Origin of the sequence: Metapseudomonas phytobenefica, from assembly GCF_043392685.1 — a bacterium.
In the GTDB taxonomy this organism is placed as follows: domain Bacteria; phylum Pseudomonadota; class Gammaproteobacteria; order Pseudomonadales; family Pseudomonadaceae; genus Metapseudomonas.
This window is the reverse complement of record NZ_JBHZGM010000004.1, coordinates 187,140-212,585: the sequence shown is the minus strand read 5'-3', so window position 1 is coordinate 212,585 and position 25,446 is coordinate 187,140. Positions and strand designations below refer to the sequence as shown.

Annotated in this window: 23 protein-coding genes; 14 read left to right on the top strand and 9 right to left on the bottom strand. The window is 66.8% G+C overall.

Annotated features, from left to right (window positions below; all coding sequences use genetic code 11):
• The first annotated feature begins 54 nt into the window (after window positions 1-54).
• Both ACFW0B_RS05715 and oadA read left to right on the top strand, forming a co-directional pair.
• Window positions 55-1,470 (top strand): acetyl-CoA carboxylase biotin carboxylase subunit, encoded by a 1,416-nt coding sequence (locus ACFW0B_RS05715; RefSeq protein ID WP_449146975.1) that lies wholly within the window; start codon window positions 55-57, stop codon window positions 1,468-1,470.
• A 16-nt stretch (window positions 1,471-1,486) separates the two neighbouring features.
• Entirely contained in the window at window positions 1,487-3,292 is a 1,806-nt protein-coding gene (oadA, locus tag ACFW0B_RS05710) for a sodium-extruding oxaloacetate decarboxylase subunit alpha (RefSeq protein WP_449146974.1), read from the top strand.
• A 133-nt stretch (window positions 3,293-3,425) separates the two neighbouring features.
• Here the strand turns inward: oadA and ACFW0B_RS05705 are convergent, their stop codons facing one another.
• Both ACFW0B_RS05705 and ACFW0B_RS05700 read right to left on the bottom strand, forming a co-directional pair.
• Window positions 3,426-4,409 (bottom strand): asparaginase, encoded by a 984-nt coding sequence (locus ACFW0B_RS05705; RefSeq protein ID WP_449146973.1) that lies wholly within the window; start codon window positions 4,407-4,409, stop codon window positions 3,426-3,428.
• A gap of 92 nt (window positions 4,410-4,501) precedes the next feature.
• Window positions 4,502-5,947 (bottom strand): alanine/glycine:cation symporter family protein, encoded by a 1,446-nt coding sequence (locus ACFW0B_RS05700; protein WP_449146972.1) that lies wholly within the window; start codon window positions 5,945-5,947, stop codon window positions 4,502-4,504.
• A gap of 188 nt (window positions 5,948-6,135) precedes the next feature.
• Here ACFW0B_RS05700 and ACFW0B_RS05695 point away from each other — a divergent pair, with 188 nt between their 5' ends.
• Entirely contained in the window at window positions 6,136-6,951 is an 816-nt protein-coding gene (locus tag ACFW0B_RS05695; protein ID WP_449146971.1) for a helix-turn-helix domain-containing protein, read from the top strand.
• A gap of 116 nt (window positions 6,952-7,067) precedes the next feature.
• On the opposite strand, the gene ACFW0B_RS05690 is transcribed toward ACFW0B_RS05695, so the two are convergent.
• The 3 genes from ACFW0B_RS05690 to ACFW0B_RS05680 are packed head-to-tail and all read right to left on the bottom strand — an operon-like array spanning window position 7,068 to window position 8,854.
• On the bottom strand, window positions 7,068-7,736 hold the full coding sequence (locus ACFW0B_RS05690) for a GNAT family N-acetyltransferase (RefSeq protein WP_449146970.1): 669 nt from the start codon (window positions 7,734-7,736) through the stop codon (window positions 7,068-7,070).
• A 12-nt stretch (window positions 7,737-7,748) separates the two neighbouring features.
• The gene (locus ACFW0B_RS05685) at window positions 7,749-8,201 is read right to left on the bottom strand and encodes a GNAT family N-acetyltransferase (protein WP_449146969.1); all 453 of its coding nucleotides are present in this window, start codon (window positions 8,199-8,201) and stop codon (window positions 7,749-7,751) included.
• 20 nt (window positions 8,202-8,221) lie between these two features.
• Window positions 8,222-8,854, bottom strand: coding sequence for an FMN-binding negative transcriptional regulator (locus ACFW0B_RS05680; protein ID WP_449146968.1), 633 nt, complete (start codon window positions 8,852-8,854; stop codon window positions 8,222-8,224).
• Window positions 8,855-8,955: 101 nt separating this feature from the next.
• On the opposite strand from ACFW0B_RS05680, the gene pdxR reads away from it, so the two are divergent.
• A complete protein-coding gene (gene pdxR / locus ACFW0B_RS05675) occupies window positions 8,956-10,419 on the top strand; it encodes a MocR-like pyridoxine biosynthesis transcription factor PdxR (RefSeq protein ID WP_449146967.1) in 1,464 nt (487 codons plus the stop codon).
• Window positions 10,420-10,852: 433 nt separating this feature from the next.
• Here pdxR and aspA read toward each other — a convergent pair whose 3' ends face one another.
• Complete coding sequence (aspA, locus tag ACFW0B_RS05670) at window positions 10,853-12,277, bottom strand: aspartate ammonia-lyase (RefSeq protein WP_449146966.1); 1,425 nt, start codon at window positions 12,275-12,277, stop codon at window positions 10,853-10,855.
• Between the two features lie 179 nt (window positions 12,278-12,456).
• Between aspA and ACFW0B_RS05665 the strand changes: the two genes are divergently transcribed.
• The 5 genes from ACFW0B_RS05665 to ACFW0B_RS05645 all read left to right on the top strand — a co-directional run bounded on the left by ACFW0B_RS05665 (window position 12,457) and on the right by ACFW0B_RS05645 (window position 16,147).
• The gene (locus ACFW0B_RS05665) at window positions 12,457-13,365 is read left to right on the top strand and encodes a LysR substrate-binding domain-containing protein (RefSeq protein WP_449146965.1); all 909 of its coding nucleotides are present in this window, start codon (window positions 12,457-12,459) and stop codon (window positions 13,363-13,365) included.
• Window positions 13,366-13,592: 227 nt separating this feature from the next.
• The gene (gene purE / locus ACFW0B_RS05660) at window positions 13,593-14,084 is read left to right on the top strand and encodes a 5-(carboxyamino)imidazole ribonucleotide mutase (RefSeq protein WP_449146964.1); all 492 of its coding nucleotides are present in this window, start codon (window positions 13,593-13,595) and stop codon (window positions 14,082-14,084) included.
• Between the two features lie 3 nt (window positions 14,085-14,087).
• Window positions 14,088-15,173: a 5-(carboxyamino)imidazole ribonucleotide synthase gene (locus ACFW0B_RS05655; protein WP_449146963.1), complete on the top strand. Its 1,086-nt coding sequence runs from the start codon at window positions 14,088-14,090 to the stop codon at window positions 15,171-15,173.
• A gap of 99 nt (window positions 15,174-15,272) precedes the next feature.
• On the top strand, window positions 15,273-15,518 hold the full coding sequence (locus ACFW0B_RS05650) for a GlsB/YeaQ/YmgE family stress response membrane protein (protein WP_449146962.1): 246 nt from the start codon (window positions 15,273-15,275) through the stop codon (window positions 15,516-15,518).
• Between the two features lie 92 nt (window positions 15,519-15,610).
• Window positions 15,611-16,147 carry a DUF3299 domain-containing protein gene (locus ACFW0B_RS05645; protein ID WP_449146961.1) on the top strand — a complete coding sequence of 179 codons (537 nt, stop codon included), beginning with the start codon at window positions 15,611-15,613 and terminating at the stop codon, window positions 16,145-16,147.
• A gap of 163 nt (window positions 16,148-16,310) precedes the next feature.
• Here ACFW0B_RS05645 and ACFW0B_RS05640 read toward each other — a convergent pair whose 3' ends face one another.
• Window positions 16,311-17,219, bottom strand: a complete 909-nt coding sequence (locus tag ACFW0B_RS05640) for a D-hexose-6-phosphate mutarotase (RefSeq protein ID WP_449146960.1) — start codon at window positions 17,217-17,219, stop codon at window positions 16,311-16,313.
• A 359-nt stretch (window positions 17,220-17,578) separates the two neighbouring features.
• Between ACFW0B_RS05640 and ACFW0B_RS05635 the strand changes: the two genes are divergently transcribed.
• Genes ACFW0B_RS05635 through ACFW0B_RS05620 form a run of 4 tightly spaced genes read left to right on the top strand, consistent with a single transcriptional unit; the run spans window position 17,579 to window position 21,817 of the window.
• Window positions 17,579-18,727, top strand: coding sequence for an efflux RND transporter periplasmic adaptor subunit (locus ACFW0B_RS05635; RefSeq protein WP_449146959.1), 1,149 nt, complete (start codon window positions 17,579-17,581; stop codon window positions 18,725-18,727).
• Entirely contained in the window at window positions 18,724-19,410 is a 687-nt protein-coding gene (locus tag ACFW0B_RS05630) for an ABC transporter ATP-binding protein (RefSeq protein ID WP_449146958.1), read from the top strand. Before ACFW0B_RS05635 ends, ACFW0B_RS05630 begins: the two co-directional genes overlap by 4 nt.
• Window positions 19,410-20,621 carry an ABC transporter permease gene (locus ACFW0B_RS05625; RefSeq protein WP_449146957.1) on the top strand — a complete coding sequence of 404 codons (1,212 nt, stop codon included), beginning with the start codon at window positions 19,410-19,412 and terminating at the stop codon, window positions 20,619-20,621. Before ACFW0B_RS05630 ends, ACFW0B_RS05625 begins: the two co-directional genes overlap by 1 nt.
• Complete coding sequence (locus tag ACFW0B_RS05620) at window positions 20,621-21,817, top strand: ABC transporter permease (protein WP_449146956.1); 1,197 nt, start codon at window positions 20,621-20,623, stop codon at window positions 21,815-21,817. The genes ACFW0B_RS05625 and ACFW0B_RS05620 overlap by 1 nt, the downstream gene beginning before the upstream one ends.
• A gap of 151 nt (window positions 21,818-21,968) precedes the next feature.
• On the opposite strand, the gene ACFW0B_RS05615 is transcribed toward ACFW0B_RS05620, so the two are convergent.
• Window positions 21,969-22,376: an acyl-CoA thioesterase gene (locus ACFW0B_RS05615; RefSeq protein ID WP_449146955.1), complete on the bottom strand. Its 408-nt coding sequence runs from the start codon at window positions 22,374-22,376 to the stop codon at window positions 21,969-21,971.
• Between the two features lie 276 nt (window positions 22,377-22,652).
• On the opposite strand from ACFW0B_RS05615, the gene ACFW0B_RS05610 reads away from it, so the two are divergent.
• Entirely contained in the window at window positions 22,653-23,942 is a 1,290-nt protein-coding gene (locus tag ACFW0B_RS05610; RefSeq protein ID WP_449146954.1) for an MFS transporter, read from the top strand.
• A gap of 50 nt (window positions 23,943-23,992) precedes the next feature.
• Here the strand turns inward: ACFW0B_RS05610 and ACFW0B_RS05605 are convergent, their stop codons facing one another.
• Entirely contained in the window at window positions 23,993-25,297 is a 1,305-nt protein-coding gene (locus tag ACFW0B_RS05605) for a PQQ-dependent sugar dehydrogenase (protein ID WP_449146953.1), read from the bottom strand.
• Window positions 25,298-25,446 lie beyond the last annotated feature (149 nt).

The following is a 25,446-nucleotide window of genomic DNA, read 5'->3' as shown; positions in this document are numbered from 1 at the left end:
TCACTCAACGACCGGCAAAGCCGTTCGCCTGTTCACTTGGTCGAGGGAAAACTCGTGATCAAGAAAATCCTGATCGCCAACCGTGGTGAGATCGCCGTCCGCATCGTGCGCGCTTGCGCCGAAATGGGCATCCGCTCGGTGGCCATCTACTCCGATGCCGACCGGCACGCCCTGCACGTCAAGCGCGCCGATGAGGCTCACAGCATCGGTGATGACCCCCTGGCGGGATACCTGAACCCGCGCAAACTGGTGAATCTGGCGGTCGAGACCGGCTGCGATGCCCTGCACCCGGGCTACGGTTTCCTCTCCGAAAACGCCGAGCTGGCGGAAATCTGCGCCGAACGCGGGATCAAGTTCATCGGCCCTTCGGCCTCGGTGATCCGCCGCATGGGCGACAAGACCGAAGCGCGCCGCAGCATGATCAAGGCCGGCGTACCGGTCACCCCCGGCACCGAAGGCAACGTCGCCGACCTCGAAGAGGCCCTGCGCGAAGGTGACCGCATCGGCTACCCGGTGATGCTCAAGGCCACCTCCGGTGGTGGCGGCCGTGGCATCCGTCGCTGCAACTCGCGCTCCGAGCTGGAACAGGCCTACCCGCGCGTGATTTCCGAAGCCACCAAGGCGTTCGGCTCGGCGGAAGTCTTCCTCGAGAAGTGCATCGTCAACCCGAAGCACATCGAAGCGCAGATCCTCGCCGACTCCTTCGGCAACACTGTGCACCTGTTCGAGCGCGACTGCTCGATCCAGCGCCGCAACCAGAAACTCATCGAGATCGCCCCGAGCCCGCAGCTCACTCCCGAGCAGCGCGCCTACATCGGTGACCTCGCCGTGCGCGCGGCCAAGGCCGTGGGCTACGAGAACGCCGGTACCGTGGAGTTCCTGCTCGCCGATGGCGAGGTGTACTTCATGGAGATGAACACCCGCGTGCAGGTGGAACACACCATCACCGAGGAAATCACCGGCATCGACATTGTCCGCGAGCAGATCCGCATCGCTTCGGGCCTGGAACTGTCGGTCGCGCAGGACGACATCATCCACCGCGGCTTCGCCCTGCAGTTCCGTATCAACGCCGAGGACCCGAAGAACAACTTCCTGCCGTCTTTCGGCAAGATCACCCGCTACTACGCCCCCGGCGGCCCCGGCGTGCGCACCGACACCGCGATCTACACCGGCTACACCATCCCGCCGTACTACGACTCGATGTGCCTGAAGCTGATCGTCTGGGCACTGACCTGGGAAGAAGCGCTGGACCGTGGCCTGCGTGCGCTGGACGACATGCGCGTGCAGGGCGTGCGGACCACCGCGCCCTACTACCAGGAAATCCTGCGCAATCCCGAGTTCCGCAGCGCCGAGTTCAACACCAGCTTCGTCGAGAGCCATCCGGAGCTGACCCAGTACTCGATCAAGCGCAACCCGTCGCACCTGGCCATCGCCATCGCCACCGCCATCGCCGCCTACGCCGGCCTGTAGGGGAAGGATTCAGACCATGAGCAAGAAGATCTCGATCACCGATACCATCCTGCGCGACGCGCACCAGTCCCTGCTGGCCACCCGCATGCGCACCGAAGACATGCTTCCGATCTGCGACAAGCTCGACAAGGTCGGCTACTGGTCGCTGGAAGTCTGGGGTGGCGCCACCTTCGACGCCTGCGTGCGCTTCCTCAAGGAAGACCCGTGGGAGCGTCTGCGCAAGCTCAAGGCCGCCCTGCCCAACACCCGCCTGCAGATGCTCCTGCGCGGCCAGAATCTGCTGGGCTACCGCCACTACAGCGATGACGTGGTGCGTGCCTTCGTCGCCAAGGCCGCGGTCAACGGCATCGACGTGTTCCGCATCTTCGACGCGATGAACGACGTGCGTAACCTGCGCGTTTCCATCGAAGCCGTGAAGGCCGCCGGCAAGCACGCCCAGGGCACCATCTGCTACACCACCAGCCCCGTGCACACTATCGAGGCCTTCGTGAACCAGGCCAAGACCATGGCTGCCATGGGCGTGGACTCCATCGCCATCAAGGACATGGCCGGCCTGCTGACCCCGTACGCCACCGGCGACCTGGTCAAGGCCCTGAAGGACGCCCTGCCGCTGGAAGTGGTGGTGCACTCCCACGACACCGCCGGCGTGGCCAGCATGTGCCAGCTCAAGGCTATCGAGAATGGCGCTGACCGTATCGATACCGCCATCTCCAGCATGGCCTGGGGCACCAGCCACCCGGGCACCGAGTCGATGGTCGCCGCCCTGCGCAATACCCCCTACGACACCGGCCTGGACCTGGAGCTGATCCAGGAAATCGGCATGTACTTCCACGCCGTGCGCAAGAAGTACCACCAGTTCGAAAGCGAATTCACCGGTGTGGACACCCGCGTGCAGGTCAACCAGGTGCCGGGCGGCATGATCTCCAACCTGGCCAACCAGCTGAAGGAGCAGGGTGCCCTCGGCCGCATGGCCGAAGTGCTGGAAGAAATCCCGCGCGTGCGTGCCGATCTCGGCTACCCGCCCCTGGTGACCCCGACCTCGCAGATCGTCGGTACCCAGGCCTTCTTCAACGTGCTGGCCGGCGAGCGCTACAAGACCATCACCAACGAAGTGAAGCTCTACCTGCAGGGCCGCTACGGCAAGGCGCCGGGCGAGATCAACGAGCAACTGCGCCGCCAGGCCATCGGCAGCGAGGAAATCATCGACGTGCGCCCGGCCGACCTGATCAAGCCCGAACTGGACAAGCTGCGCGCCGAAATCGGCAGCCTGGCCAAGTCCGAAGAGGACGTGCTGACCTTCGCCATGTTCCCGGACATCGGCCGCAAGTTCCTCGAAGAGCGCGAAGCCGGCACCCTGAAGCCCGAAGCACTTCTGCCGATCCCCTCCGGCAACGGCGCAGCCCCGGTCGGCGGCGAAGGCGTGCCCACCGAGTTCGTGGTGGATGTGCACGGCGAGAGCTACCGCATCGACATCACCGGCGTTGGTGTGAAGAGCGACGGCAAGCGCCACTTCTACCTCGCCATCGACGGCATGCCGGAAGAAGTGGTGTTCGAGCCGCTCAACGAGTTCGTCGCGGGTTCTGGCAGCAAGCGCAAGAGCGCCAGCGCGCCGGGCGATGTCAGCACCACCATGCCGGGCAACATCGTCGACGTGCTGGTGAAGGAAGGCGACCAGGTGAAAGCCGGTCAGGCCGTGCTGATCACCGAGGCGATGAAGATGGAAACCGAAGTCCAGGCGCCCATTGACGGCACCGTCAAGGCCGTCCACGTGGCCAAGGGCGACCGTGTGAACCCGGGCGAGGTCCTGATCGAAGTCGCCTGATCGCTCAGGCGACAGTCCCCATGGGGAGCCGCAAGGCTCCCTTTTTTGTTGCAGCTGCAGGGGCGAATTTATTCGCCATACAGGCCAAAGACCTGTCTTTCGGTTCCCAAGGGGGGCGCCTCGCGACCCTTGCCTAGTCCGCCATTTCCCCGCACAGGTCCACGGCGAACCACTGCTCCACTTCCTCTTGCCTGAGCCCGGCGCCGATCAGGGCGAACAGCTTGCCCAGCGCCGCCTCGCGGGTCATGCCGCCGGCCGGCACCAGGCCGGTGGCCAGCAACTGGCTGCCGGCGGCGTACACGCCCGCCTGCATATGCCCGGCCGGACACTGGCTGATGGCGGCCAGCACCACGCCGCGCTGGTGGGCGGCGCGCAGCACGTCGAGCAGCGCCTTGTCGTCGGAGGGGCCGGTGCCGCTGCCGTAGCACTCCAGCAGAAGTCCCTGCACGCCGCTGTCCAGTAGCGCCTCCACATGGCTCGCCGCCACGCCGGGGAACAGCGGCAGCACCGCGAGATTCACCGGCTGGCGCCGGCTGCGGTAATCCAGGCCGGCGGGAATCCGGCCGGCGCGCTCGCCCTCCCGTGGGCGCGGCAGCACGGCGAAGGCGTCGAAGGCTTCCGAACGCAGCTTGCTGGCGCGGGCGCCGTGCAGCAGTTCGCCGTTGAAGAAGAGATGCACGCCGGGGGCGACCCCGGCCTGCAGCGCACGGATGGCGCCCAGCAGGTTCGGCCAGGCATCGCTGCCGTCGCTTCCGGCCGGCAGCATGGCGCCGGTCAGCACCACGGGCACCGGCAGGCCGAGCAACAGGAAGCCGAGGGCCGCCGCGCTGTAGGCCAGGGTGTCGGTGCCGTGCAGCAGCAGTACGCCGTCATGGCCGCGTTGCACCGCCTCGATAATCGCATCGCGCATGGCCAGCCAGTTGGCCTGGCGCATGTTGGCGCTGTCGATCAGCGGCAGCAGTTCCTGGAAGTGCCATTCCAGTGCCATTCCCTGGCTGTCCAGCTGCTCGCGCATGCGTGCCTCGAAGCCACTGGCCGGGGCCAGGCCTTCGGGGGTCTGCAGCATGCCGATGGTGCCGCCGGTGTAGAGCACGAAAAGGTTCTTCACAGCATTCATGGGTCTGGAAACTCGAAAAACAGGGTGCAGATACGACAGTGCCGCTCCCCGCATCAGCGGAGGAGCGGCACCAGGTACTACCGGAAGCGCGATCAGCGGTGGCTTTGCGCCAGGCCGTCAGCCATGTCGGCAGCCTTGCCATTGCCGGCATGAACGCCGTGCCAGGCGTTGTGGTCCAGGTCCAGGTCGGCGAATTTGCTGGCGTCGAACACCGGCTCCTTCACCCCTGCTTTCACCTGGCTGTCGTAGTCCCGCATCAGCCGCATGCCCACCTTGAACAGCAGGGTGATGGCCACCAGGTTCACCAGTGCCAGCAGGCCCATGGTCACGTCGGCGAAGCCGAACACAGTGGACAGGTCCTGCATGGAGCCCCAGAGCACCAGCGCCATTACCAGCACGCGGTAGGCCTGCAGCAGGGAGCGTTTGGTGCTGAAGAAGCTCAGGGCGTTCTCACCCAGATAATAGTTGTAGACCAGGGTGGTGAACACGAAGAGCAGCAGCGCCATGCTGACGAAGATGCGGCCCCACTCGCCGACTTCGGCGGCCAGGGCAGTCTGGGTCAGGACCACGCCGGCCATTTCGCTGCCCGGCTGGTAGACGCCGGAGAGCAGGATGATCAGCGCGGTGCTGGTGCACACCAGCAGGGTATCGATGAACACGCTCAGGGACTGCACGATGCCTTGGGCGGCCGGGTGCTTGACCTCGGCGACGGCGGCCACGTTGGGGGCGCTGCCCAAGCCCGCTTCGTTGGAGAACAGGCCGCGCTTGACGCCCATGATGATCGCCGCACCGACGCCACCGGCGAAGGCCGGCTCCAGGCCGAAGGCGCTCTTCACGATCAGTGCCAGGGTGGCCGGCACTTCGGTGAGGTTCATGCCGATGACGGCCAAGGCCATCAGGATGTAGGTGCCCGCCATGATCGGCACCAGTACGTCGGCCATGCTGGCGATGCGCTTGATGCCGCCGAACACGATCAGGCCGATCACACCCACCAGCACGATGCCGCTGATCCAGGTCGGCAGGCCGAAGGTGTCATGCAGCGAGGTGGCCACGGTGAAGGATTGCACGGCGTTGAAGCCGAAACCGAAGGTCACCAGCAGCAGGATCGAGAAGATCACCGCCAGCCAGCGCTGGCCGAGGCCGTGGAGGATGTAGAAGGCCGGGCCGCCGCGATAGGTGCCGTCTTCTTCACGGCGCTTGTAGAGCTGGGCCAGGGAGCACTCGAAGTAGCTGGTCGCCATGCCCAGCAATGCCACCAGCCACATCCAGAACACCGCGCCCGGGCCGCCGAGCATGATGGCCACGGCCACGCCGGCGATGTTGCCTGCACCCACGCGTCCGGCCACGGAAAGCATCAGCGCCTGGAACGAGCTGAGCTGGCCGTCCTTGCGCTGCATGGCCTGGCCGAAGATGCGGAACATTTCGCTGAAATAGCGGAACTGGACAAAACGGGAGCTGATGGAGAAGAACAGGCCGAGTCCGACGAGGACGACAATCAGCAATTTGCTCCAGAGAAGGTCATTGAGGAAATCGAGCATGGCGATTCACCTGATCCGGTTTGTTGTTGTTGGGTATAAAGCGCAGCGGGCTGGGTGGAAGCGCCAGCTTCGCCGGGAGGGTTGCGCATGTTTGAATATGGACGCGCCGCCTGCAATTTCGCGGGTTGCACCGGGTTGATGCGAGTTGACGCTATAATCGCGCCACTTGCATCACAAAGGACGGCGCCATGTCGGACCACCTTGGCGAAAATCTCAAGTTGCTGTGCAGCCATTACCGGTCGATCGCCGAGGTCTGCCGCAAGCTGGCGATCAACCGCGCACAGTTCAACAAGTACCTCAGCGGGCAGAGCCGGCCGACCGCGTACAACCTCAAGCGCATCGGTGATTTTTTCGGCGTCGAGGACTACGAGCTGGTCATGCCGCCCGAGCAGTTCGCCCGGCTGATTGGCGTTCGCCAGGCGGAAAACATCGCCCGCAGCAACGATCCGATGCAGCAGTTGTTCCAGCCCCTGCGCGAACATGCCGGCAACCTGTCGCGTTATTGCGGGTACTACTTCGAATACTCCAACTGCATGTCGGTACCCGGCACGGTGCTCTTGTCGCTGGTGCACCTGTGGGAAGAGGACGGCAACTTCCTCCTGGAGCGCCAGGAGCGCCAGGAACGTTCGAGCAGCACGGACGTGCAGGCCGAGGACTGGGTGCGTTGCTGCTACCGCGGCATGGCCTTTCAGCTACAGGACCGCCTGTTCCTGGTGGACTACGAATCGCTCACTCTCAACGAGATGAGCCAGACCATCCTCATCCCCAGCTACAAGAGCCGCATCACCCGCCTCAACGGACTGAAGACCGGCGTCTCCAGCGGCGACCGGCGCAACCCGGCCTGCACCCGCGTGGTGTGGGAATACCTGGGCCCCGAGATCAACCGTGTCGCGGCCTACCGCCAGGTGAAGCTCTACCGCCCCGACGACCCCCGCATCGACGACGACGTGCGCCAACGCCTGGATGTGGCGCCGCTCAAGAACGGGTTGTTCGAGATCGAGTGAGGGGTTGGGCAGGCCTGCGGCCTGCATCGCGAATAAATTCGCCCCCATAGAAAAGGCGGCTCCTACCCTGTGGGGGCGACTTCAGTCGCGAAAGGACCGCGCAGCGGTCCCCTGGCTCAACGCCTGAACCCTTCTAGCGATTGGCGCTGCTGCCCCTCCCCATCGAAGTTATCCACAGACAGCCAGCGCTCGAAGGCCTCGCGGCATTTGGGCCATTCGCCGTCGATGATGGAGAACCAGGCGGTGTCGCGGTTCTGGCCCTTGACGATCATGTGCTGGCGGAACAGCCCTTCGTAGCTGAACCCCAGGCGCTCGGCGGCGCGCATGGAGCGGGCGTTCTGCGCGTTGCACTTCCATTCCAGGCGGCGGTAGCCGAGATCGTCGAAGGCGTGGCGGGCCAGCAGCCAGACCGCCTCGGTGGAACCCGGCGTACGTTGCATGGCCTTGCCGAAGGTGATGTGGCCGATTTCGATGACGCCGTCCTTCGGGGTGATGCGCAGGTAGCTGAGTACCCCCAGGGCGCGGCCGCTGGCCTGGTCGATCACGGTGTAGAAGAGCGGATCGCGGCTCGCGGCGTTGCCCGCCAGCCAGGCGTCGAAGGGTTCGCGGTTGGCGAAGGGGCCGTAGGGGAGATAGTCCCACAGGGCCGGGTCCGGGCCCTGCAGGGCGTGCCAGAGGTCATCGCCGTGGCGCGCGGCGTCCAGTGCTTCCAGGTGCACGAAGTGGCCCGGCAGGGAGTTGTGATCGGGAACAGGGCGGGGTTGCCAGTGGCTGAGATCGGTCATGGTGCTCTCCGGTCAGAGGATCTTGCGGTACTGGACGAAGCCGGGGCGGTCGGCGATGCGCTCATAGAGCTGCATGGCGTCGGTATTGGTTTCGTGGGTCAGCCAGTGCACCCGCGAGGCGCCGGCGGCGCGGGCCTCGGCATAGACGTGTTCGATCAGCTGACGGCCGATGCCGCCGCCGCGCAGGCCTTCGGCCACGTACAGGTCCTGCAGGTAGCAGTAGTCGCCTACCGTCCAGCAACTGCGGTGATAGATGAAGTGCACCAGGCCCACGGCCTCGCCATTGCGCCAGGCCAGGGCCGCGTGCATGGGTTCTGCCGGATCGAGGAAGCGCTGCCAGGTGACGGCGCTGGTGGCCTCGGCGATCTCGGTCTTGTAGAAGCGCTGGTAGCCCTGCCAGAGGGGTAGCCAGGCGGTGTGGTCGGCGGCGCTGACCGGGCGGATTTCAAACGGTACGGCGGACATGGGGTTCTTCCTTGCTGGGGTCAGTCGATCAGGGACATCCGCTCGGCCAGTTCGCGTTCGCGCGGGCTGGCGGATGCGGCCAGGCCCTCGCGAACGCCAGCCTGGTCGGCGGCGGAACGGTTCTGGCCGAGCTTCCATTTGCCTTCCAGGCGGCGGATGGGCAGGGCGAAGCCGACGATGGCGCGGAGCATGCTGTCCAGGTAGTCGCGGGGCGCATCACTCACCGCCCAGGGTTGCGGGCGCCCGGCTTCGTGGCGGTCGCTAAGGCGGCTGACGAGTTGCAGCAGGCGTTCGGGATCGTCGAACACCTCGGCCTGGCCCCAGGCATGCACGGCGATGTAGTTCCAGGTGGGCACGACCTTGCCGTGCTCCGCCTTGGCCGGATACCAGGTCGGCGTGACGTAGGCGTCCGGGCCGGCGAACACCACCAGCGCTTCGGCGCCTTCGGCGAGGTCGCGCCAGTGCGGATTGGCGCGGGCGAAGTGGCCATAGAGCGTGCCGTATTCCCCTTCACCGGGCTCCAGCAGCAATGGCAGGTGGCTGGCCAGCAGGCCATGGCTGCCGGCGCTGGTCAGCACGGCGAGGCCGGTGGCCTGCATCTGTGCGTGGAGCTGGGCGAGGTCGTTCTGGCGGAAGGCGGAGGGGACGTACATGAAAGCTTCTCCTGGCGGAATGGCTTCATGCTAGGCAGGATATTGGCCTACCGTAAGAGCCATTTACTGCCAGTTCGATAGAGCCAATCCGAGGCCCGCGCATGTCCGCCACGCCACCGCTTCCCGTCGACCTTTCCGGCATCCGCCTCGACCCCGGCCAGGGCCTGTCGCGCCAGCTCTACCAGGCCCTGCGCGAACGCATCCTCGATGGCCGCCTGGGCAGCCGCACGCGCCTGCCGGCGAGCCGTGACCTGGCGGCGCTGCTGGGGATTTCCCGCAATACCGTGACCCGCGCCTTCGACCAGCTCTACGCCGAAGGCTATGTGGAAGGCCGGGTGGGCGATGGCACTTACGTGGCCGAGTTATCCACAGCGCGGCCCGTGCCCCAGCCGCCAGCCGGGCCTGCGCCGGGCCCGGCCTTGCAGCGCCTGCGGGAACACCATCTGCCGCCGCCGGTGACGGGGGCGCCGCGGGCGTTCCGCATCGGCGTGCCGGCCTTCGATCTGTTCCCCTTCGAAACCTGGGCACGTCTGCAGGCTCGCTTCTGGCGCAAGCCATCGCCGGCGCGTCTGGGCTATGGCGACCCGGCAGGGGACTGGAATCTGCGCGAACTGGTGGCCGCCTACCTGCGCAGCAGTCGTGGGCTTTCCTGCGAGCCGGCGCAGGTGCTGATCACCTGCGGCGCCCAGCAAGCCATCAGCCTCTGCGCCCAGTTGCTGGTGCAGCCTGGCGACCGCGTGGCCATCGAGAATCCCGGCTATCGCGCCGCCGGCCATGCCTTCGCCGTGGCCGGAGCCGAACTGTGCGGCGTGCCTGTGGATAACGACGGTCTGGACTGTGCTGCCCTGGCGCGGCTGGAGGATTGCCGGCTCGCCTACGTCACCCCTTCGCACCAGTACCCCACGGGCGTGACCCTGTCCCTGGCGCGGCGCCTGGAACTGCTGGAATGGGCCGAACGCCGCGACGGCTGGATAGTCGAGGACGATTACGATGGCGAGTACCGCTACAGCGGAACTCCGCTGGCACCCCTGGCCGCGCTGGATCGGCAGGGACGGGTGATCTACGTCGGCACCTTCTGCAAGATCGCCTTCCCCGCGCTGCGCCTGGGCTACCTGGTGCTGCCGCCAGCCCTGGCGGAATCCTTCGCCCGGCGCCGCGCGCTGGATATGCGCCACTCGGAGATCGGCACCCAGGCGGTGATGGCCGAGTTCATCGCCGCCGGGCATTTCCAGCGCCACGTGCGGCGCATGCGCCTGGCCGCCCGTGCCCGCCGCGATGCGCTGCTGCGTGACTGGCCCGAGCCCATTCCCGGCTGCGCGCCCATGCCGCCGGTGGATGCCGGCCTGCACCTGTGCGTACGGGTGGACAGCCTGGCCCGCGAGCGGGAGCTGGTGGACAGCGCCCGGGCGGCCGGGGTGGAACTGAACGGCCTGAGCGAATACTGGCTGGAAAACAGCCTGGAGCCTGTGGATAACCGCGCCGGGCTGGTGCTGGGCTTCGCCGCCGTGGCGGAAGCGCAGATCGCCGAGGCGATCCGCACCCTCCGCAAGGCGTGGCACCTGTAGGAGCGAGCTTGCTCGCGAAGCTTTGTGCTGGCTCTTTCGCGAGCAGAGCTCGCTCCTACAGGGCTGCGTGCCGGTGTTACGTGCATCTTGTGGGGGCGAATTCATTCGCCAACGACCGCGCAGCGGTCCCATTAGATCGGATTGCAGCGCCGTGCCGGCTCAAACTTCCCTCACCCCCGGCCCCTCTCCCAGAGGTAGAGGGGTGACTCTCGGACAGCTCGCGTGCTCCGTTTCAACTCTGCTGGTGGATATGTAGGAGCGAGCTTGCTCGCGAAGTTTTTCTACAAGAGCCATTCGCGAGCAGAGCTCGCTCCTACGAGGGGGTAGGCCTGATGCCGCCGGAGCACTTTTCCACAGGCAAAAAAAAGGATGGCGGGCGCCATCCTCGAAGGATGAAGGGGCGAGGCCCCTCCTGGTGAGTTCGTTTGCCTGATCAGCCCTTCAGCGGCACGAGGCGCGGGGCGATCATGTTTTCCGGGCGGAGGATGTCGGCCAGCATGGACTCGTCCAGCAGCTTTTCTTCACGCACCAGTTCCAGCACGCCGCGGCCACTTTCCAGGGCTTCCTTGGCGATGCGGGTGGCGTTTTCGTAACCGATGTACGGGTTCAGCGCGGTGATCAGGCCGATGGAGTTTTCCATCAGGCGGCGGCAATGCTCGGCGTTGGCGGTGATGCCGACGATGCAATGCTCGCGCAGCATGTCCATGGCGCGCTGGAGCAGGCGGATCGAGTCGAAGATCTTGTAGGCGATCAGCGGCTCCATCACGTTCAGCTGCAGCTGGCCGCCTTCGGCTGCCAGGGTCAGGGCCAGGTCGTTGCCGATGACTTCGAAGGCCACCTGGTTGACGGCTTCCGGGATAACCGGGTTGACCTTGCCCGGCATGATCGAGCTGCCCGGCTGGCGCGGCGGCAGGTTGATCTCGTTGATGCCGGTACGCGGACCGCTGGAGAGCAGGCGCAGGTCGTTGCAGATCTTCGACAGCTTGACCGCGGTGCGCTTGAGCATGCCGGAGAACAGCACGAAGGCGCCCATGTCGGAGGTGGCTTCGATCAGGTCGGCGGCCGGGACGACCGGGTGGCCGCTGATGGCAGCCAGACGCTCGACGGCCAGCTTCTGGTAGCCGGGGTCGGCGTTGATGCCGGTGCCGATGGCGGTGCCGCCGAGGTTCACTTCGGTCAGCAGCTCGGGCGCCAGGCGACGCAGGCGGTCGAGGTCTTCGCCGAGGGTGGTGGCGAAGGCGTGGAATTCCTGGCCGAGGGTCATCGGCACGGCGTCCTGCAGCTGGGTACGGCCCATCTTCAGTACGTCGGCGAACTCTTCGCCCTTGGCGGCGAAGGCGCGGATCAGGCTCTCGAGGCTGGCCAGCAGGGCGTCGTGGCCCAGCAGCAGGCCGAGACGGATGGCGGTGGGGTAGGCGTCGTTGGTGGACTGCGCCATGTTCACGTCGTTGTTCGGGTGCAGGTACTTGTACTCACCCTTCTGCTTGCCCATGGCCTCGAGGGCGATGTTGGCGATCACCTCGTTGGCGTTCATGTTGGTGGAGGTACCGGCGCCACCCTGGATCATGTCCACCACGAACTGGTCGTGGAAATCACCGCGGATCAGGCGAGCGCAGGCTTCGCTGATGGCGGCATGCTTTTCGGCGCTGAGATGGCCGAGCTGCTTGTTGGCATCGGCAGCGGCCTGCTTGACCATCGCCAGGGCGATGACCAGCTTCGGGTAGTGCGCCAGCGGCACGCCGGACAGGCGGAAGTTCTGGACCGCGCGCAGGGTCTGGATGCCGTAGTAAGCCTCAGCGGGTACTTCGAGGGTGCCGAGCAGGTCTTTTTCGATGCGGAAGGATGCAGCGGAGGACATGATGCGATTCATCTCTGGGGGAGCACGGCCAGTGCCGCGATGCCCAATAATCTAGGCTTGTAGCCGTTTGTCGGCCAATGCTGTTATTCGCTATGTCATGCACAATCGGCATAATGTCCGCGTGACGCGGATTGGGTCGCGAACGTGTGCACCAAAATCGAGCATTACGGAAGGCGCAGATGAACCTGGAAACCAAATGGCTGGAAGACTTCGTCGCCCTGGCCAACACCCGCAGCTTCTCCCAGGCCGCCGAGCGGCGCTTCGTTACCCAGCCGGCCTTCAGCCGGCGCATCCGCAGCCTGGAGGCAGCGCTGGGGCTGACCCTGGTCAACCGCTCGCGCACGCCGGTGGAACTGACCGAGTCGGGCCAGTTGTTCCTGGTTACCGCGCGCAGCATGGTGGACCAGCTGGGGGAGGTGGTGCGTCACCTGCATCACCTGGAAGGCCAGCAGGGTGAAGTGCTGCAGTTCGCTGCCGCCCACTCCCTGGCGCTGGGCTTTTTCCCGCAGTGGATCTCGCGGCTGCGGGCCGACGGCCTGAACATCGCCAGCCGCCTTATCGCCACCAACGTGGGCGAGGCCGTGCACTCGCTGCGCGAAGGTGGCTGTGACCTGATCCTGGCCTTCTACGACCCGGATGCGGCCCTGCAGATGGACCCGGAAATCTTCCCCTCCATGCACCTGGGGCGAACCGAGATGCTGCCGGTGTGCGCAGTGGATGCCAGCGGCAAACCGCTCTTCGAGCTGGACAGCGGCCAGAGCGTGCCGCTGCTGGCCTACAGCGCCGGTGCCTTTCTCGGTCGTTCGGTGAACATCCTGCTGCGCCAGCGCGCGCTGCGCTCCACCACCGTGTACGAAACCGCCATGGCAGACAGCCTGAAGAGCATGGCCCTGCAGGGCATGGGCGTGGCCTGGGTGCCGCGTTTCAGCGCCCAGGCCGAACTGGCCCGTGGTGATCTGGTGGTGTGTGGCGGGAGCCAGTGGCATGTGCCGCTGGAAATCCGCCTGTACCGCTGCGCCCTGGTGCGCAAGGCGGCGGTACGTCTGCTGTGGCGCAAGCTGGAAGGTGGGGTGGGCGGCGAGGGCTGAGTGCCGCTGCGCACCGGCGTTGGCCTTCCGGACCTGGACGTTGCGTCCATCCACCTCTGGACGAGTGGTAAGGGCAAATGCACGCCGGCTGCGGCTTTGCGTTATACTGCGCGGCCTTCGGCCGGTTGCGCGCCCCGCAGCCCGGCCTACATCGCAGACAAGCCACGCCATTGCGTGGCTTGTTGTTTTTGGTCGCGCCAACCGGCGCACTTTGATGAGGCACGACGATGAGCGCACTGGTAGGCGTGATCATGGGCTCCAAGTCCGATTGGAGCACCCTCAGCCACACCGCCGACATGCTGGACAAGCTGGGCATTCCCCATGAAGTGAAGGTGGTATCCGCCCACCGCACCCCGGACCTGCTGTTCCAGTACGCCGAAGAGGCCGAAAGCCGTGGCATCGAGGTGATCATTGCCGGTGCCGGCGGTGCCGCCCACCTGCCGGGCATGTGTGCCGCCAAGACCCACCTGCCGGTACTCGGCGTGCCGGTGCAGTCGTCCATGCTCTCGGGCGTCGACTCCCTGCTTTCCATCGTGCAGATGCCCGCCGGCGTCCCGGTCGCCACCCTGGCCATCGGCAAGGCCGGTGCGATCAACGCCGCCCTGCTGGCCGCCAGCATCCTCGGCGGCAAGTACCCGAAATACCACGTGGCGCTGAAGGATTTCCGCCGCGAGCAGACCGACATGGTCCTGGACAACCCGGACCCGCGTGAGGCCTGAGTCATGAAGATCGGCGTAATCGGTGGCGGCCAGCTCGGCCGCATGATGGCCCTGGCGGGCACCCCGCTGGGCATGAACTTCGCCTTCCTCGATCCGGCGCCGGATGCCTGCGCCCAGGCGCTTGGCGAGCACATCCGCGCCGACTACGGCGACCAGGACCACCTGCGCCAGCTGGCCGATGAAGTGGACCTGGTGACCTTCGAGTTCGAGAGCGTGCCGGCCGAGACCGTGGCCTTCCTCTCGCAGTTCGTGCCGGTCTACCCGAGCGCCGAAGCCCTGCGCATCGCCCGCGACCGCTGGTTCGAGAAGTCCCTGTTCAAGGACCTCGGCATCCCCACTCCGGCATTCGCCGACATCCAGTCCCAGGCCGACCTCGACGCTGCCGCTGCCAGCATCGGTCTCCCGGCCGTGCTCAAGACCCGCACCCTGGGCTACGACGGCAAGGGCCAGAAGGTCCTGCGCAAGCCGGAAGATGTGGCTGGCGCCTTCGCCGAACTGGGCGGCGTGCCCTGCATCCTCGAAGGTTTCGTGCCCTTCACCGGCGAAGTCTCGCTGGTGGCTGTGCGTGCCCGCGACGGCGAGACCCGTTTCTACCCGCTGGTGCACAACACCCACGAGAACGGCATCCTGCGCCTGTCCATCGCCAGCACCGACCATCCGCTCCAGGCCCTGGCCGAGGATTACGTCGGCCGCGTGCTGACCAGCCTGGATTACGTCGGCGTGCTGGCCTTCGAGTTCTTCGAAGTGGACGGCGGCCTGAAGGCCAACGAGATCGCCCCGCGCGTGCATAACTCCGGCCACTGGACCATCGAAGGCGCCGAGTGCAGCCAGTTCGAGAACCACCTGCGTGCCGTCGCCGGCCTGCCGCTGGGCTCCACCGCCAAGCTGGGCGAGAGCGCGATGCTCAACTTCATCGGTGAAGTACCGGCCGTGGACAAGGTGATCGCCATCGACGACTGCCACCTGCACCACTATGGCAAGGCCTTCAAGGCCGGCCGCAAGGTGGGCCACGCCACCCTGCGCTGCGCGGACCGTGCCACCCTCGATCGCCAGATCGCCGCGGTGGAAGCGCTGATCGCCAAATCCTGACGCCCCATCCGGCCGCCCCTCATCAGGGGCGGTCGATGGCAAGCATTCTCAGCTGCATCTAGGCTCAGGCATGTCTCACTTACCATCGGAGGGCATGTCATGGGCATCATCGGCACCATCATCATCGGACTGATCGTTGGTCTGATCGCACGTTTCATCAAACCCGGCGACGACAGCATGGGCTGGATCATGACGATCCTGCTCGGCATCGGTGGCTCGCTGCTGGCCACCTATGGCGGCCAGGCCTTGGGCATCTACCAGGCCGGGCAGGCAGCGGGCTTCATCGGCGCGGTGGTCGGCGCGGTGGTGCTGCTGGTGATCTACGGGATTGTGAAGAAGAAGTAGCCGACCGTTTCCCGGTGGGGCTGGGAACTGCCTTCTCGCGCGGTTAGTCTTGGCGCCTGATGTTCCCGCCCCATGGGTTGAAGAGTCCTTCCATGCGCCGTCTCGCCTGCCTGCTCCTGCTGTTCTGCTGCACCCTCGCCCGCGCCGGGCTCCCCGAAACCGACTGGCTGGAACTGATGCCGCCAGAGGACCGCAAGGCCCTCGAGGAGATGCCGGACATCAGCCACGACAGCCCCGAGGCCGACGGCACCTTCGGCCAGCAGGGCGGGCTGAGGCAGAAGGACAAGGACCTGCCGGCGGTGATGTATTCGGCGAAGACGGTGGCGGCGTTCAATGGCAAGAAGATCCATATCGGCGGCTATCCGGTGCCGCTGGAAAACGATGCCAAGGGCCGCAGCACGCTGTTCTTCCTGGTGCCCTATCCGGGCGCCTGCATCCACGTTCCGCCGCCGCCACCGAACCAGATCGTGCTGGTGCGCTACCCCTCGGGCATCCAGCTCGACGACATCTACGCGCCCATCTGGGTGGACGGCACCCTCAAGGTGGAGCAGGTCAGCAACGACCTGGCCGACGCCGCCTATGCCCTGGATGCCGACAGCGTGAGGCTGGTGGAGGAGGGGGATCTGTAGCAGTCGGTACCGCGAGTCTGACCGTAGGGTGCGCCGCGCGCACCAGGAGTTGGACGCGGCGCGTCGGCTGACCTTGTAATCGGTGCGCAAGGCGCACCCTACAGGGATGAATAGAGACCGTAGGGTGGGCCGGACGGCGTTCCGCTTCAGCCCACCACCGGCATCAGAGCGGCGTGCTGCTGATGTTGAGCACCATCTGCTGTTCTTCGCCGGGCCGCAGCACCAGGAAGTCGTCCATCACCCGCGCGGTTTCGATGCAGAGCATGCCCTGCCAGGCGTCTTCGGCGAACTGGGACAGCCGCCGGGACTTGTCGATCCAGGGGTTCCACACCACGGCGGACGCGGAGCCGTCGGCCTCCAGCAGGATGCGGCGCTTCCAGGTGCGGTCGACGATGGCCATGCGGCGTGGCGTTTCCAGGTAGATGCGGTCGGTTTCGCCGTGGAAGGTGACGGTGCCCTTCTGCTGGCGCTCCTGCCAGTCTTCCAGGGTCTCGATGTAGCGGCAGTCGTCCAGGCCTTCGACTTCCACGCCCTGGATATCGCTGACGGCGAAGTAGCTGTGCAGCGCTTGGCTGATGGCCAGGGGCGCGTCGCCGGTATTGCGGGTGGACAGGGTCATCCGCAGTTGCTCTTCCATCAGGATGGACAGCTTCAGTTCGGCGGCATGGGGCCAGCCGGGCAGGGGTTCGGCGGCGGTGTCGAGGGCGAAGTCCAGGCGCACCGCCGGGCCCTCGCTGTCGATGCCCAGCAGCGTCCAGTCGCGCTCGCGCACCAGGCCGTGGGCCGGGCAGATCGGGCCGCCCTGGTGCATGCCCTGGATTTCCGCGGGGTTGCGCCGCAGGTCGCCGAACCAGGGCCAGCACACCGGTATACCGCCGCGTACCGCCTTGCCCTTCTGGTAGGCGGCCTGGCCACTGAGCCAGATCACCGGTTCCTCGCCGTGGGGCTGGTAGCTCAGGACCTGCGCGCCCTGTTGTGTCATCAGCAATTCCCCGTGACGGGTATGCACCCGCCAGCAGACCAGTTCATCCACCTCCAGCTGTTCCACGGTGGGCAGGGTTTCGTCGTACATCGCAATCTCCGCTTACTGTGCTGTCGCGCCGCCAAGGCGCCATCTGCTACTGGAAACAGCATGGCAGACGCGGCGGGGGCTTTCTCGGGATTCGACCAGGGACCGGGCGCCGAGGTTGCCCTGATCTTTTCTTGACGCGTTCCCATTTGCGCCTTGCAAGTGATCCTCCACTTGTCGGCAATTTGACCTGGATGGTCAGAGGCCCCGGCTGGCGCGGGCTGGCCGGGTCCGTCGCTAAGCTCTTCATTTATGGGCGGTCCTTCCCCAAAAGCGGGGAATAGCGGTACGCGGGTGCCGGAAAGGGGCCGTGACGGCGCACCTAGACTCATCTTTACCCGCTCGCAAGTGGAGTCGGTGCCATGCGCAAGCTACTGATAATTATTCCTATTTTTGCCTCCCTGGCGATGTTGCTGGGGCTCTGGGCGCGGCCCGAGCCGGTGCCCGTGCAACTGGTGGAAGTGGGTAAGGGTGATGTGGAAACCCTGGTGGCCAACACCCGCGCGGGTACGGTGAAGGCATGCCGGCGCGCGCACTTGTCGTTCAAGACCGGTGGGCAGGTCAGCGAGCTGCTGATCCATGCCGGGCAGCGGGTGCAGGCGGGCGACGTGCTGATGCGCCTGCGCCAGGACGACCTGCAGGCGCGGGTGGAGGAAGCCCGCGCGCGCCTCGATGTCCAGCGCAACCTGCGCGAGCAGAGCTGCCGCCAGGCCAGCCAGGACCACCGCGACCAGCAGCGCCTCGCGCGCCTGGCCGAGCGCAAGCTGGCCTCCGAGGACCTGCTGGACCAGAGCGCCACCCGCGCACGGCTCTCGCAGCTCCTGTGCAGCAGCGGCGAGGCGAAGATCCGCGAGGCCGAAGCCAGCCTCGACCTGCAACTGGCGCAACTGGACCAGGCCACCCTGCGGGCGCCCTTCGCCGGCATAGTCGCGCAGATCAACGGCGAGCTGGGCGAGGTGGTGACGCCCTCGCCACCGGGCATCCCCACGCCGCCGGCGGTGGACCTGATCGACGACCAGTGCCTCTATGTGGATGCGCCCATCGACGAAGTGGATGCCGCCCGGGTGCGGCCCGGCATGCCGGTGCGCATCACCCTGGACGCCTTCCGTGGGCGCAGTTTCGAGGGCCGGGTGAGCCGCATCGCGCCCTTCGTGCGTGAGCTGGAAAAGCAGGCGCGCACGGTGGATGTGGAAGTGAAGTTCGAACAGGTTCCGGCGGACCTGATGCTGCTCAGCGGTTACAGCGCCGATGTGGAAATCCTCCTGGCGCAGCGGGCGCAGACCCTGCGGGTGCCCACGGAAAGCCTGCTGGAAGGCGGCAAGGTACTGCGCTACGACCCGAGCAACGGTCACCTGCGGGAGCAGAAGGTGGACATCGGCCTGGCCAACTGGCGCTGGAGCGAGGTGAAGGGCGGGCTGGCCGCTGGCGACCGCATCCTGCCCAGCCTGCAGCATGAGGGCCTGGCCGATGGCAGCGTGGTCAGCCCCGGTTCCACAGAGGCGGCGCCATGATCCTCATGCACCAGGTCAGCCGCTGCTTCCAGCTGGGGCAGGAGCGGGTGCGCGGGGTCGACCATCTCGATCTGGAGGTGGCCGATGGCGAGTACCTGGCCATTACCGGCGCCTCCGGTTCGGGCAAGTCCACCCTGCTGAACCTTCTCGGGCTGCTGGATGCGCCGGACAGCGGCGAGTTCTGGCTGGACGAGGAACCCACCGCCGACCTCGACGAAGCGCGTCGCGCGGCCCTGCGCAGCCGGTTGATCGGCTTCGTGTTCCAGTCTTTCCACCTGATTCCGCGCCTGACCGCGCTGGAAAACATCGAGCTGCCCATGCTGCTGGCCGGCATCGACCCCGCCGAGCGCCGCTGCCGCAGCCTGCAGCTGACCGAGCGCCTCGGCCTGGCCGAACGGCTGCAGCATCATCCGGCCGAGCTGTCCGGCGGCCAGCGCCAGCGGGTGGCCATTGCCCGCGCCATGGTGATGCGGCCGCGCCTGCTGCTGGCCGACGAGCCCACCGGCAACCTCGACAGCCAGTCCGGCGCCGAGGTGGTGGAGCTGCTGGAGGAGCTGAACGCCGAGGGCCTGACCCTGGTCCTGGTCACCCACGATGCCCGGCACGCCGCCCGCGCCCGCCGCCAGATCCAGATGCGCGACGGCTGCATCCTCTGTGACCGGCGCCAGGGGGCGCTGCACTGATGGACCCGCTGGACGCCTGCCGCTACTGGCTCGGCGCGATGCGCGGGCATGGATCGCGCAGTGCCATGCTGCTGCTGGCGATGGCCGTGGGGGTATTTTTCGTGACCCTGCTGGGTGGCCTGGGGGAGGGCGCGCGGGCCTACGTGCTGGGGGAGTTCTCCCTGCTCGGGCGCGACATTCTCATCGTCCTGCCCGGGCGCAATGAAACCACTGGCGGCATGCCGCCCATCACCGGCATGGCGCCCCGGCCCCTGACCCAGGCAGATGCCGCCGCTCTCGACCGCCTGCCGGCGGTACGCCGCGTGGCGCCGCTGCATGCCGGGCAGGTGGAAATCAGCCACGACAACCGCAATCGCGAGGCCCTGACCCTGGGCACCACCCGCGACTTCTTCGCCATCCGCCAGTTGCACCTTGCCCAAGGGCAGCCGCTGCCGGTGCTGGAGCCGGGGCAGGGCAGCGAGGTCTGCGTGATCGGCAGCCGCCTGCGCCAGGAGCTGTTCGGCAGCGCCCCGGTCCTGGGCCAGTGGCTGCGGGCCGGCGACCGGCGCTTCCGGGTGATCGGGGTGCTGGACGAGCGCGGCGAATCCCTGGGGATGGACTTCTCGGACGCGCTGATCGTGCCGGTGGCCAGTGCCGAGGCACTGTTCAATCGCGAGGGACTGTTCCGCGTGTTCGTCGAAGCCCGTGGTGCCAGCTACCTCGAAAGCGCGCGGCGACAGGTGCTGGCGAGCCTGACCGAGCGCCACCAGGGCGAGGAAGACGTCACCCTGCTCAGCCAGGATTCCATGCTCGCAGCCTTCGACGGCATCCTCGACGGCCTGACCCTGGCCCTGGCCGGCATCGCCGCCATCAGCTTGCTGGTGGCGGGCATCCTGATCATGAATGTCACCTGGATCGCCGTGCTGCAGCGCACCGCCGAGATCGGCCTGCTCAAGGCGCTGGGCGCCAGTTCGGCGCAGGTGCGGTTGCTGTTCCTCGGCGAGGCGGCGCTGCTGGCATTGCTGGGTGCCGGCAGTGGGCTGGCGCTGGGTGAGCTGCTGCTCTGGGGCGGACGGCTGGCCACCGGCCTGCCGCTGCATGCGCCCTGGTGGGCGCGCCTGGGCGCGCCGTCGTTGGCGTTGGCGGCGGCGTTGCTGTTCGCCTGGCTGCCGGCCAGGCACGCCGCGGCCCAGATGCCGGTGCAGGCGTTGCAGCCGCACGGGAGCCATTGATGCGCTGGCGCGATGGTCTCGGCCTGTGTGGCTCGGCCCTCTCCAGCCAGCCTCTGCGCAGCCTGTTGACCCTGCTCGGCGTGGCCATCGGCATCGCCGCCGTGGCGCTGCTCACCGCCATGGGCGAGGGCTTGCGCAACCGCGTGCTGGACAGCTTCGCGCAGTTCGGCACGCGGGTCGTGACGGTGCGGCCGGGCACCCTGCCCACCGGCGGCATCGGCGGCATTCTCGCCAGCGCGCGGCCGCTGACCATCGCCGATGCCGATGCCCTGGGCCGTTTGCCCCATGCCGAAGCCGTGGTGCCGATCATCCAGGGCAACGGCGATATCCAGGCGCAAGGCCGGCAGCGCCGCGTGGATATCCTCGGCACCGGCTCGCAACTGGCACAGGCCTGGCGCGTGCACATGGCCCGGGGGCAGTTCCTGCCGCCCTCGCGGGACGGCCGCACGCCGCCCTTTGTGGTGCTCGGTGCGAAGCTGGCGACGGAACTGTTCGGCGGCGCCAGCCCGGTGGGCCAGCGGGTGCGGGTGGGCGGCATGAGCTTCCGGGTGATCGGGGTGATGGCGAGCAAGGGCAACCTGCTGGGCTTCGACCTCGACGACATCGCCTACATCCCGGTGGATTGGGCGGAGAGCCTGTTCAATCGCGAAGGCCTGGTGAAGATCCACGTACTGTTCGACGACGCCACGCCGGCCGAACCCTTCGCCGCCGCGGTGCGCCAGCGGCTGGTGGAGCGTCACGGCCACGAGGACTTCCGCATGACCTCCCAGGACGATCTGCTGGGCAGCCTGAATCGCATCCTCGCCAGCATCACCCTGGGCATCGCGGCACTCGGCGGGGTTTCCCTGTTCGTGGGCGCGGTGGGCATCCTCACCATCATGACCACTACCGTGGGCGAACGGACCGCCGAGATCGGCCTGCTCCGCGCCGTGGGCGCCGCGCCGCGCCAGGTGCTGGCGCTGTTCCTCACCGAGGCGGTCCTGCTGTCGCTGCTGGGTGGGGTGCTGGGGCTGGTGCTGGCGGGCGTCCTGCTTGGGCTGCTGCACCTGATGTTGCCCGGACTGCCGCTGAGCCTGAGCCCGCCGCTGGTGCTGCTGGGGCTGCTGCTGTCGGTGCTGGTGGGCATCAGCGCCGGCCTGGCGCCGGCGCGGCGCGCGGCGAGATTGCATCCGGTGGACGCCTTGCGCCTGGAATGACGGCCGCGTGCTCGTAGGATGGGTTGAGGAACGAAACCCATGCGGAGCCCGGTCGATGGGTTTCGCCGGCTCTACCCATCCTACGGAGTCTCCCGCAAATCTCCGCCAATGAAAAAGGGCCGCTGATGCGGCCCCTTCTTGTGCGATGGCGTCAGCTCCGGCGTGGCGGGACCGGGCGGGTGCGGCCGCTGCCGTCGATGGCGACGAAGACGAAGACCGCTTCGGTGACCTTGCGCCATTCGCTGGAGAGCGGGTCGTCGCTCCAGACTTCGACCAGCATCTGGATCGAGCTGCGGCCGATCTCCAGGGTCTGGGTATAGAAGGAGAGCTGGGCACCCACGGCCACCGGCACCAGGAAGGCCATGCGATCGATGGCCACGGTGGCCACGCGGCCCGCGGCGACCTTGCTGGCCATGGCGGTGCCGGCCAGGTCCATCTGGGAAACCAGCCAGCCGCCGTAGATATCGCCAAAGCCGTTGGTTTCCCGCGGGAGCGCGGTGATCTGCAGGGCGAGGTCGCCTTGCGGGGTGAGGTTTTCTTCTTCTTCGATTTCGATCATGCCGGAACTGCCTGCTTCGTGTGTGTGGCGCCAATTGCCGGAGAGGGATGGGGCCTTCTCCTTCCCGATGCGCCAGCCGACCCACTGCATGCCGACCTGCGCTGAACAGCGCGCAGTATATAGCCAGGATGTGACGCCAGACGACCGCTGTGACGCGTCAGCGGCGGTTTTTTGGCTCGCACTGTGTAGATCTGACGGTTTTTGATATGTTGCCTGGCGATTTGTTGCCCAAGTAGCGGCAAACGCCCCGCACTCCCAGACGAGAATCCTTCCAACATGTCTTCCGTGCTTGCCTCCGAGGTGTCCGCTTCGCGTCCGCTGACCCGCAGCGACTACAAGACCCTGTCGCTCTCCGCCCTCGGCGGTGCGCTGGAGTTCTACGACTTCATCATCTTCGTGTTCTTCGCCGCGGTGGTGGGCAAGCTGTTCTTCCCCGCCGAGATGCCGGAATGGCTGCGTCAGCTGCAGACCTTCGGCATCTTCGCCGCCGGCTACCTGGCGCGGCCCCTGGGCGGCATCGTCATGGCGCACTTCGGCGACCTGCTGGGCCGCAAGCGCATGTTCACCCTGAGCATCTTCCTGATGGCGGTGCCGACCCTGGTGATGGGCCTGTTGCCCACCTATGCGCAGATCGGCATCTGGGCGCCCCTGGCACTGTTGCTGATGCGCGTGGTGCAGGGCGCCGCCATTGGCGGTGAAGTGCCGGGCGCCTGGGTCTTCGTGGCCGAGCACGTGCCGTCGCGGCACATCGGCTACGCCTGCGGCACCCTGACCTCGGGCCTGACCGCCGGCATTCTGCTGGGTTCGCTGATGGCGACCCTGATCAACAGTATCTACACCCCGGCCGAAGTCATGGATTGGGCCTGGCGCCTGCCGTTCCTGGTGGGCGGCGTGTTCGGCCTGTTCTCCGTCTACCTGCGCCAGTGGCTCCACGAGACCCCGGTGTTCGCCGAGATGCAGCAGCGCAAGGCGCTGGCCGAGGAAGTGCCGCTGAAGACCGTGCTGCGCGAACATCGCGGCGCCATCGTGCTGTCGATGCTGCTGACCTGGGTGCTGTCGGCGGCCATCGTGGTCGTGATCCTGATGACCCCCACACTGCTGCAGACCGTCTACGGCTTCGACGCGGCCACCGCGCTCAAGGCCAACAGCCTGGCCATCGTGCTGCTGTCCTTCGGCTGCGTCGCCGCCGGCGCCATCGCCGACCGCATCGGTGCGGGCCGCACCTTCCTGGTGGGCGGCGCGCTGCTGGCGGTCACTTCCTGGACCCTCTATACGGGCCTCAAGACCAACCCGGACTGGCTGTTCCCGCTCTACGCGGTGACCGGCCTGTTCGTCGGCACCATCGGCGCCGTGCCCTATGTGATGGTCAAGGCGTTCCCGCCGGTGGTGCGTTTTTCCGGCCTGTCGTTCTCCTACAACCTGGCCTACGCCATCTTCGGCGGCCTGACGCCGATGGTGGTTTCCCTGCTGATGAAATGGGACAGCCTCGGCCCGGCCTATTACGTGGCTACCCTGTGCGGCGTGGCAATGCTGATCGGGCTGTTCCTGATCGCGAAGAGGCGCTGACTTACCCCGTAGGATGGGTAGAGCGGAGCGAAACCCATCCTACGAGCGCTTCACTTCTTCGCCGCACTCACCCGCCACACTTTGTTGCCGACGTCGTCGGTCACCAGCAGCGCGCCCTTGCCGTCGAGCTTCACGTCCACCGGGCGGCCCTGGGCGTTGCCCTGGTCGTCGAGAAAGCCGGTGAGCACGTCCACCGGTTGGCCTTTGGGCTTGCCGCCCCTGAAGGGCACGAAAATCACCTTGTAGCCACTGTGGGGCTCGCGGTTCCAGGAACCGTGCTGGCCGACGAAGAGGCCGTTCTGGAACGCCGGCAGCTTGCTGCCCCTGGCGAAGGTGATGCCCAGGGATGCGGTGTGCGGGCCGAGGGCGTAGTCGGGGACGATGGCCTTGGCCACCAGGTCCGGACGCTGCGGCTGGACGCGTTCGTCCACATGCTGGCCGAAGTAGCTGTAGGGCCAGCCGTAGAAGCCGCCGTCCTTCACCGATGTGATGTAGTCGGGCACCAGGTCGCTGCCCAGTTCGTCGCGCTCGTTCACTGCCGTCCACAGCTTGCCGGTCTGCGGTTCCCAGGCCATGCCCACCGGGTTGCGCAGGCCGGTGGCGTAGAGGCGCTTCTTGCCGCTGGCGCGGTCCAGTTCCCAGATCGCCGCGCGGCCTTCCTCCATCTCCATGCCGTTTTCGCCGACGTTGCTGTTGGAGCCCACCGTTATGTAGAGCTTGCGTCCGTTGCGGCTGGCGATGAGGTTCTTGGTCCAGTGGTAATTGAGGCCGGCGGGCAGGTCGGTGACCCGGGTGGCCGGTACGTCGATCTCGGTAGCGCCCTTCTCGTAGGGGAAACGCAGCACTGCGTCGGCAGTGGCGACGTAGAGGTCCTTGCCCACCAGGGCCATGCCGAAGGGCGAGTTGAGCCCCTTGAGGAAGGTGCTGCGCAGGTCGGCGACGCCATCCCCGTTGATGTCCCGCAGCAGGGAAATGCGGTTGGCGCTCGGCACCTGGGCACCGGCGCGCTTCATGTAGAAACCTGCCACCCAGCCCTTGATGCCCGCCGGCTTGCTGGTGGCCGGCGCGGCGCTTTCGGCCACCAGTACATCGCCATTGGGCAGCACATACAGCCAGCGCGGGTGCTGCAGGTCCTCGGCAAAGGCCTGCACGCGGGTGCCCTTGGCCGCCACGGGAGTGGCGCCCGGCGCCCAGCCGACAGCGGGGGCGATGTTGACGGTGGGGAAGAGGCCGCGGCTCGGTGGCGGCAGCAGCGGGTCGGGGCCGGTGCCGTCCTCGACCGTCAAGGTGGCCATTTCGCTGCATGCGCTGCAGAGGGCCAGAAGGGCGAAGGGCAGCAGGGGATGGGGCTTCATGGGGACTGTCTCCGTACGAATCGCGGGTCTTGATCCCCCCTTGGACAGCGGATGATGGCCATTCATCCAATTGTCACAATCAATTCATAGAGTGGTCATATGGCCTCTCGATACTGGCCCCCGTTGCATTCAACCCCTCGTCCTGCTTA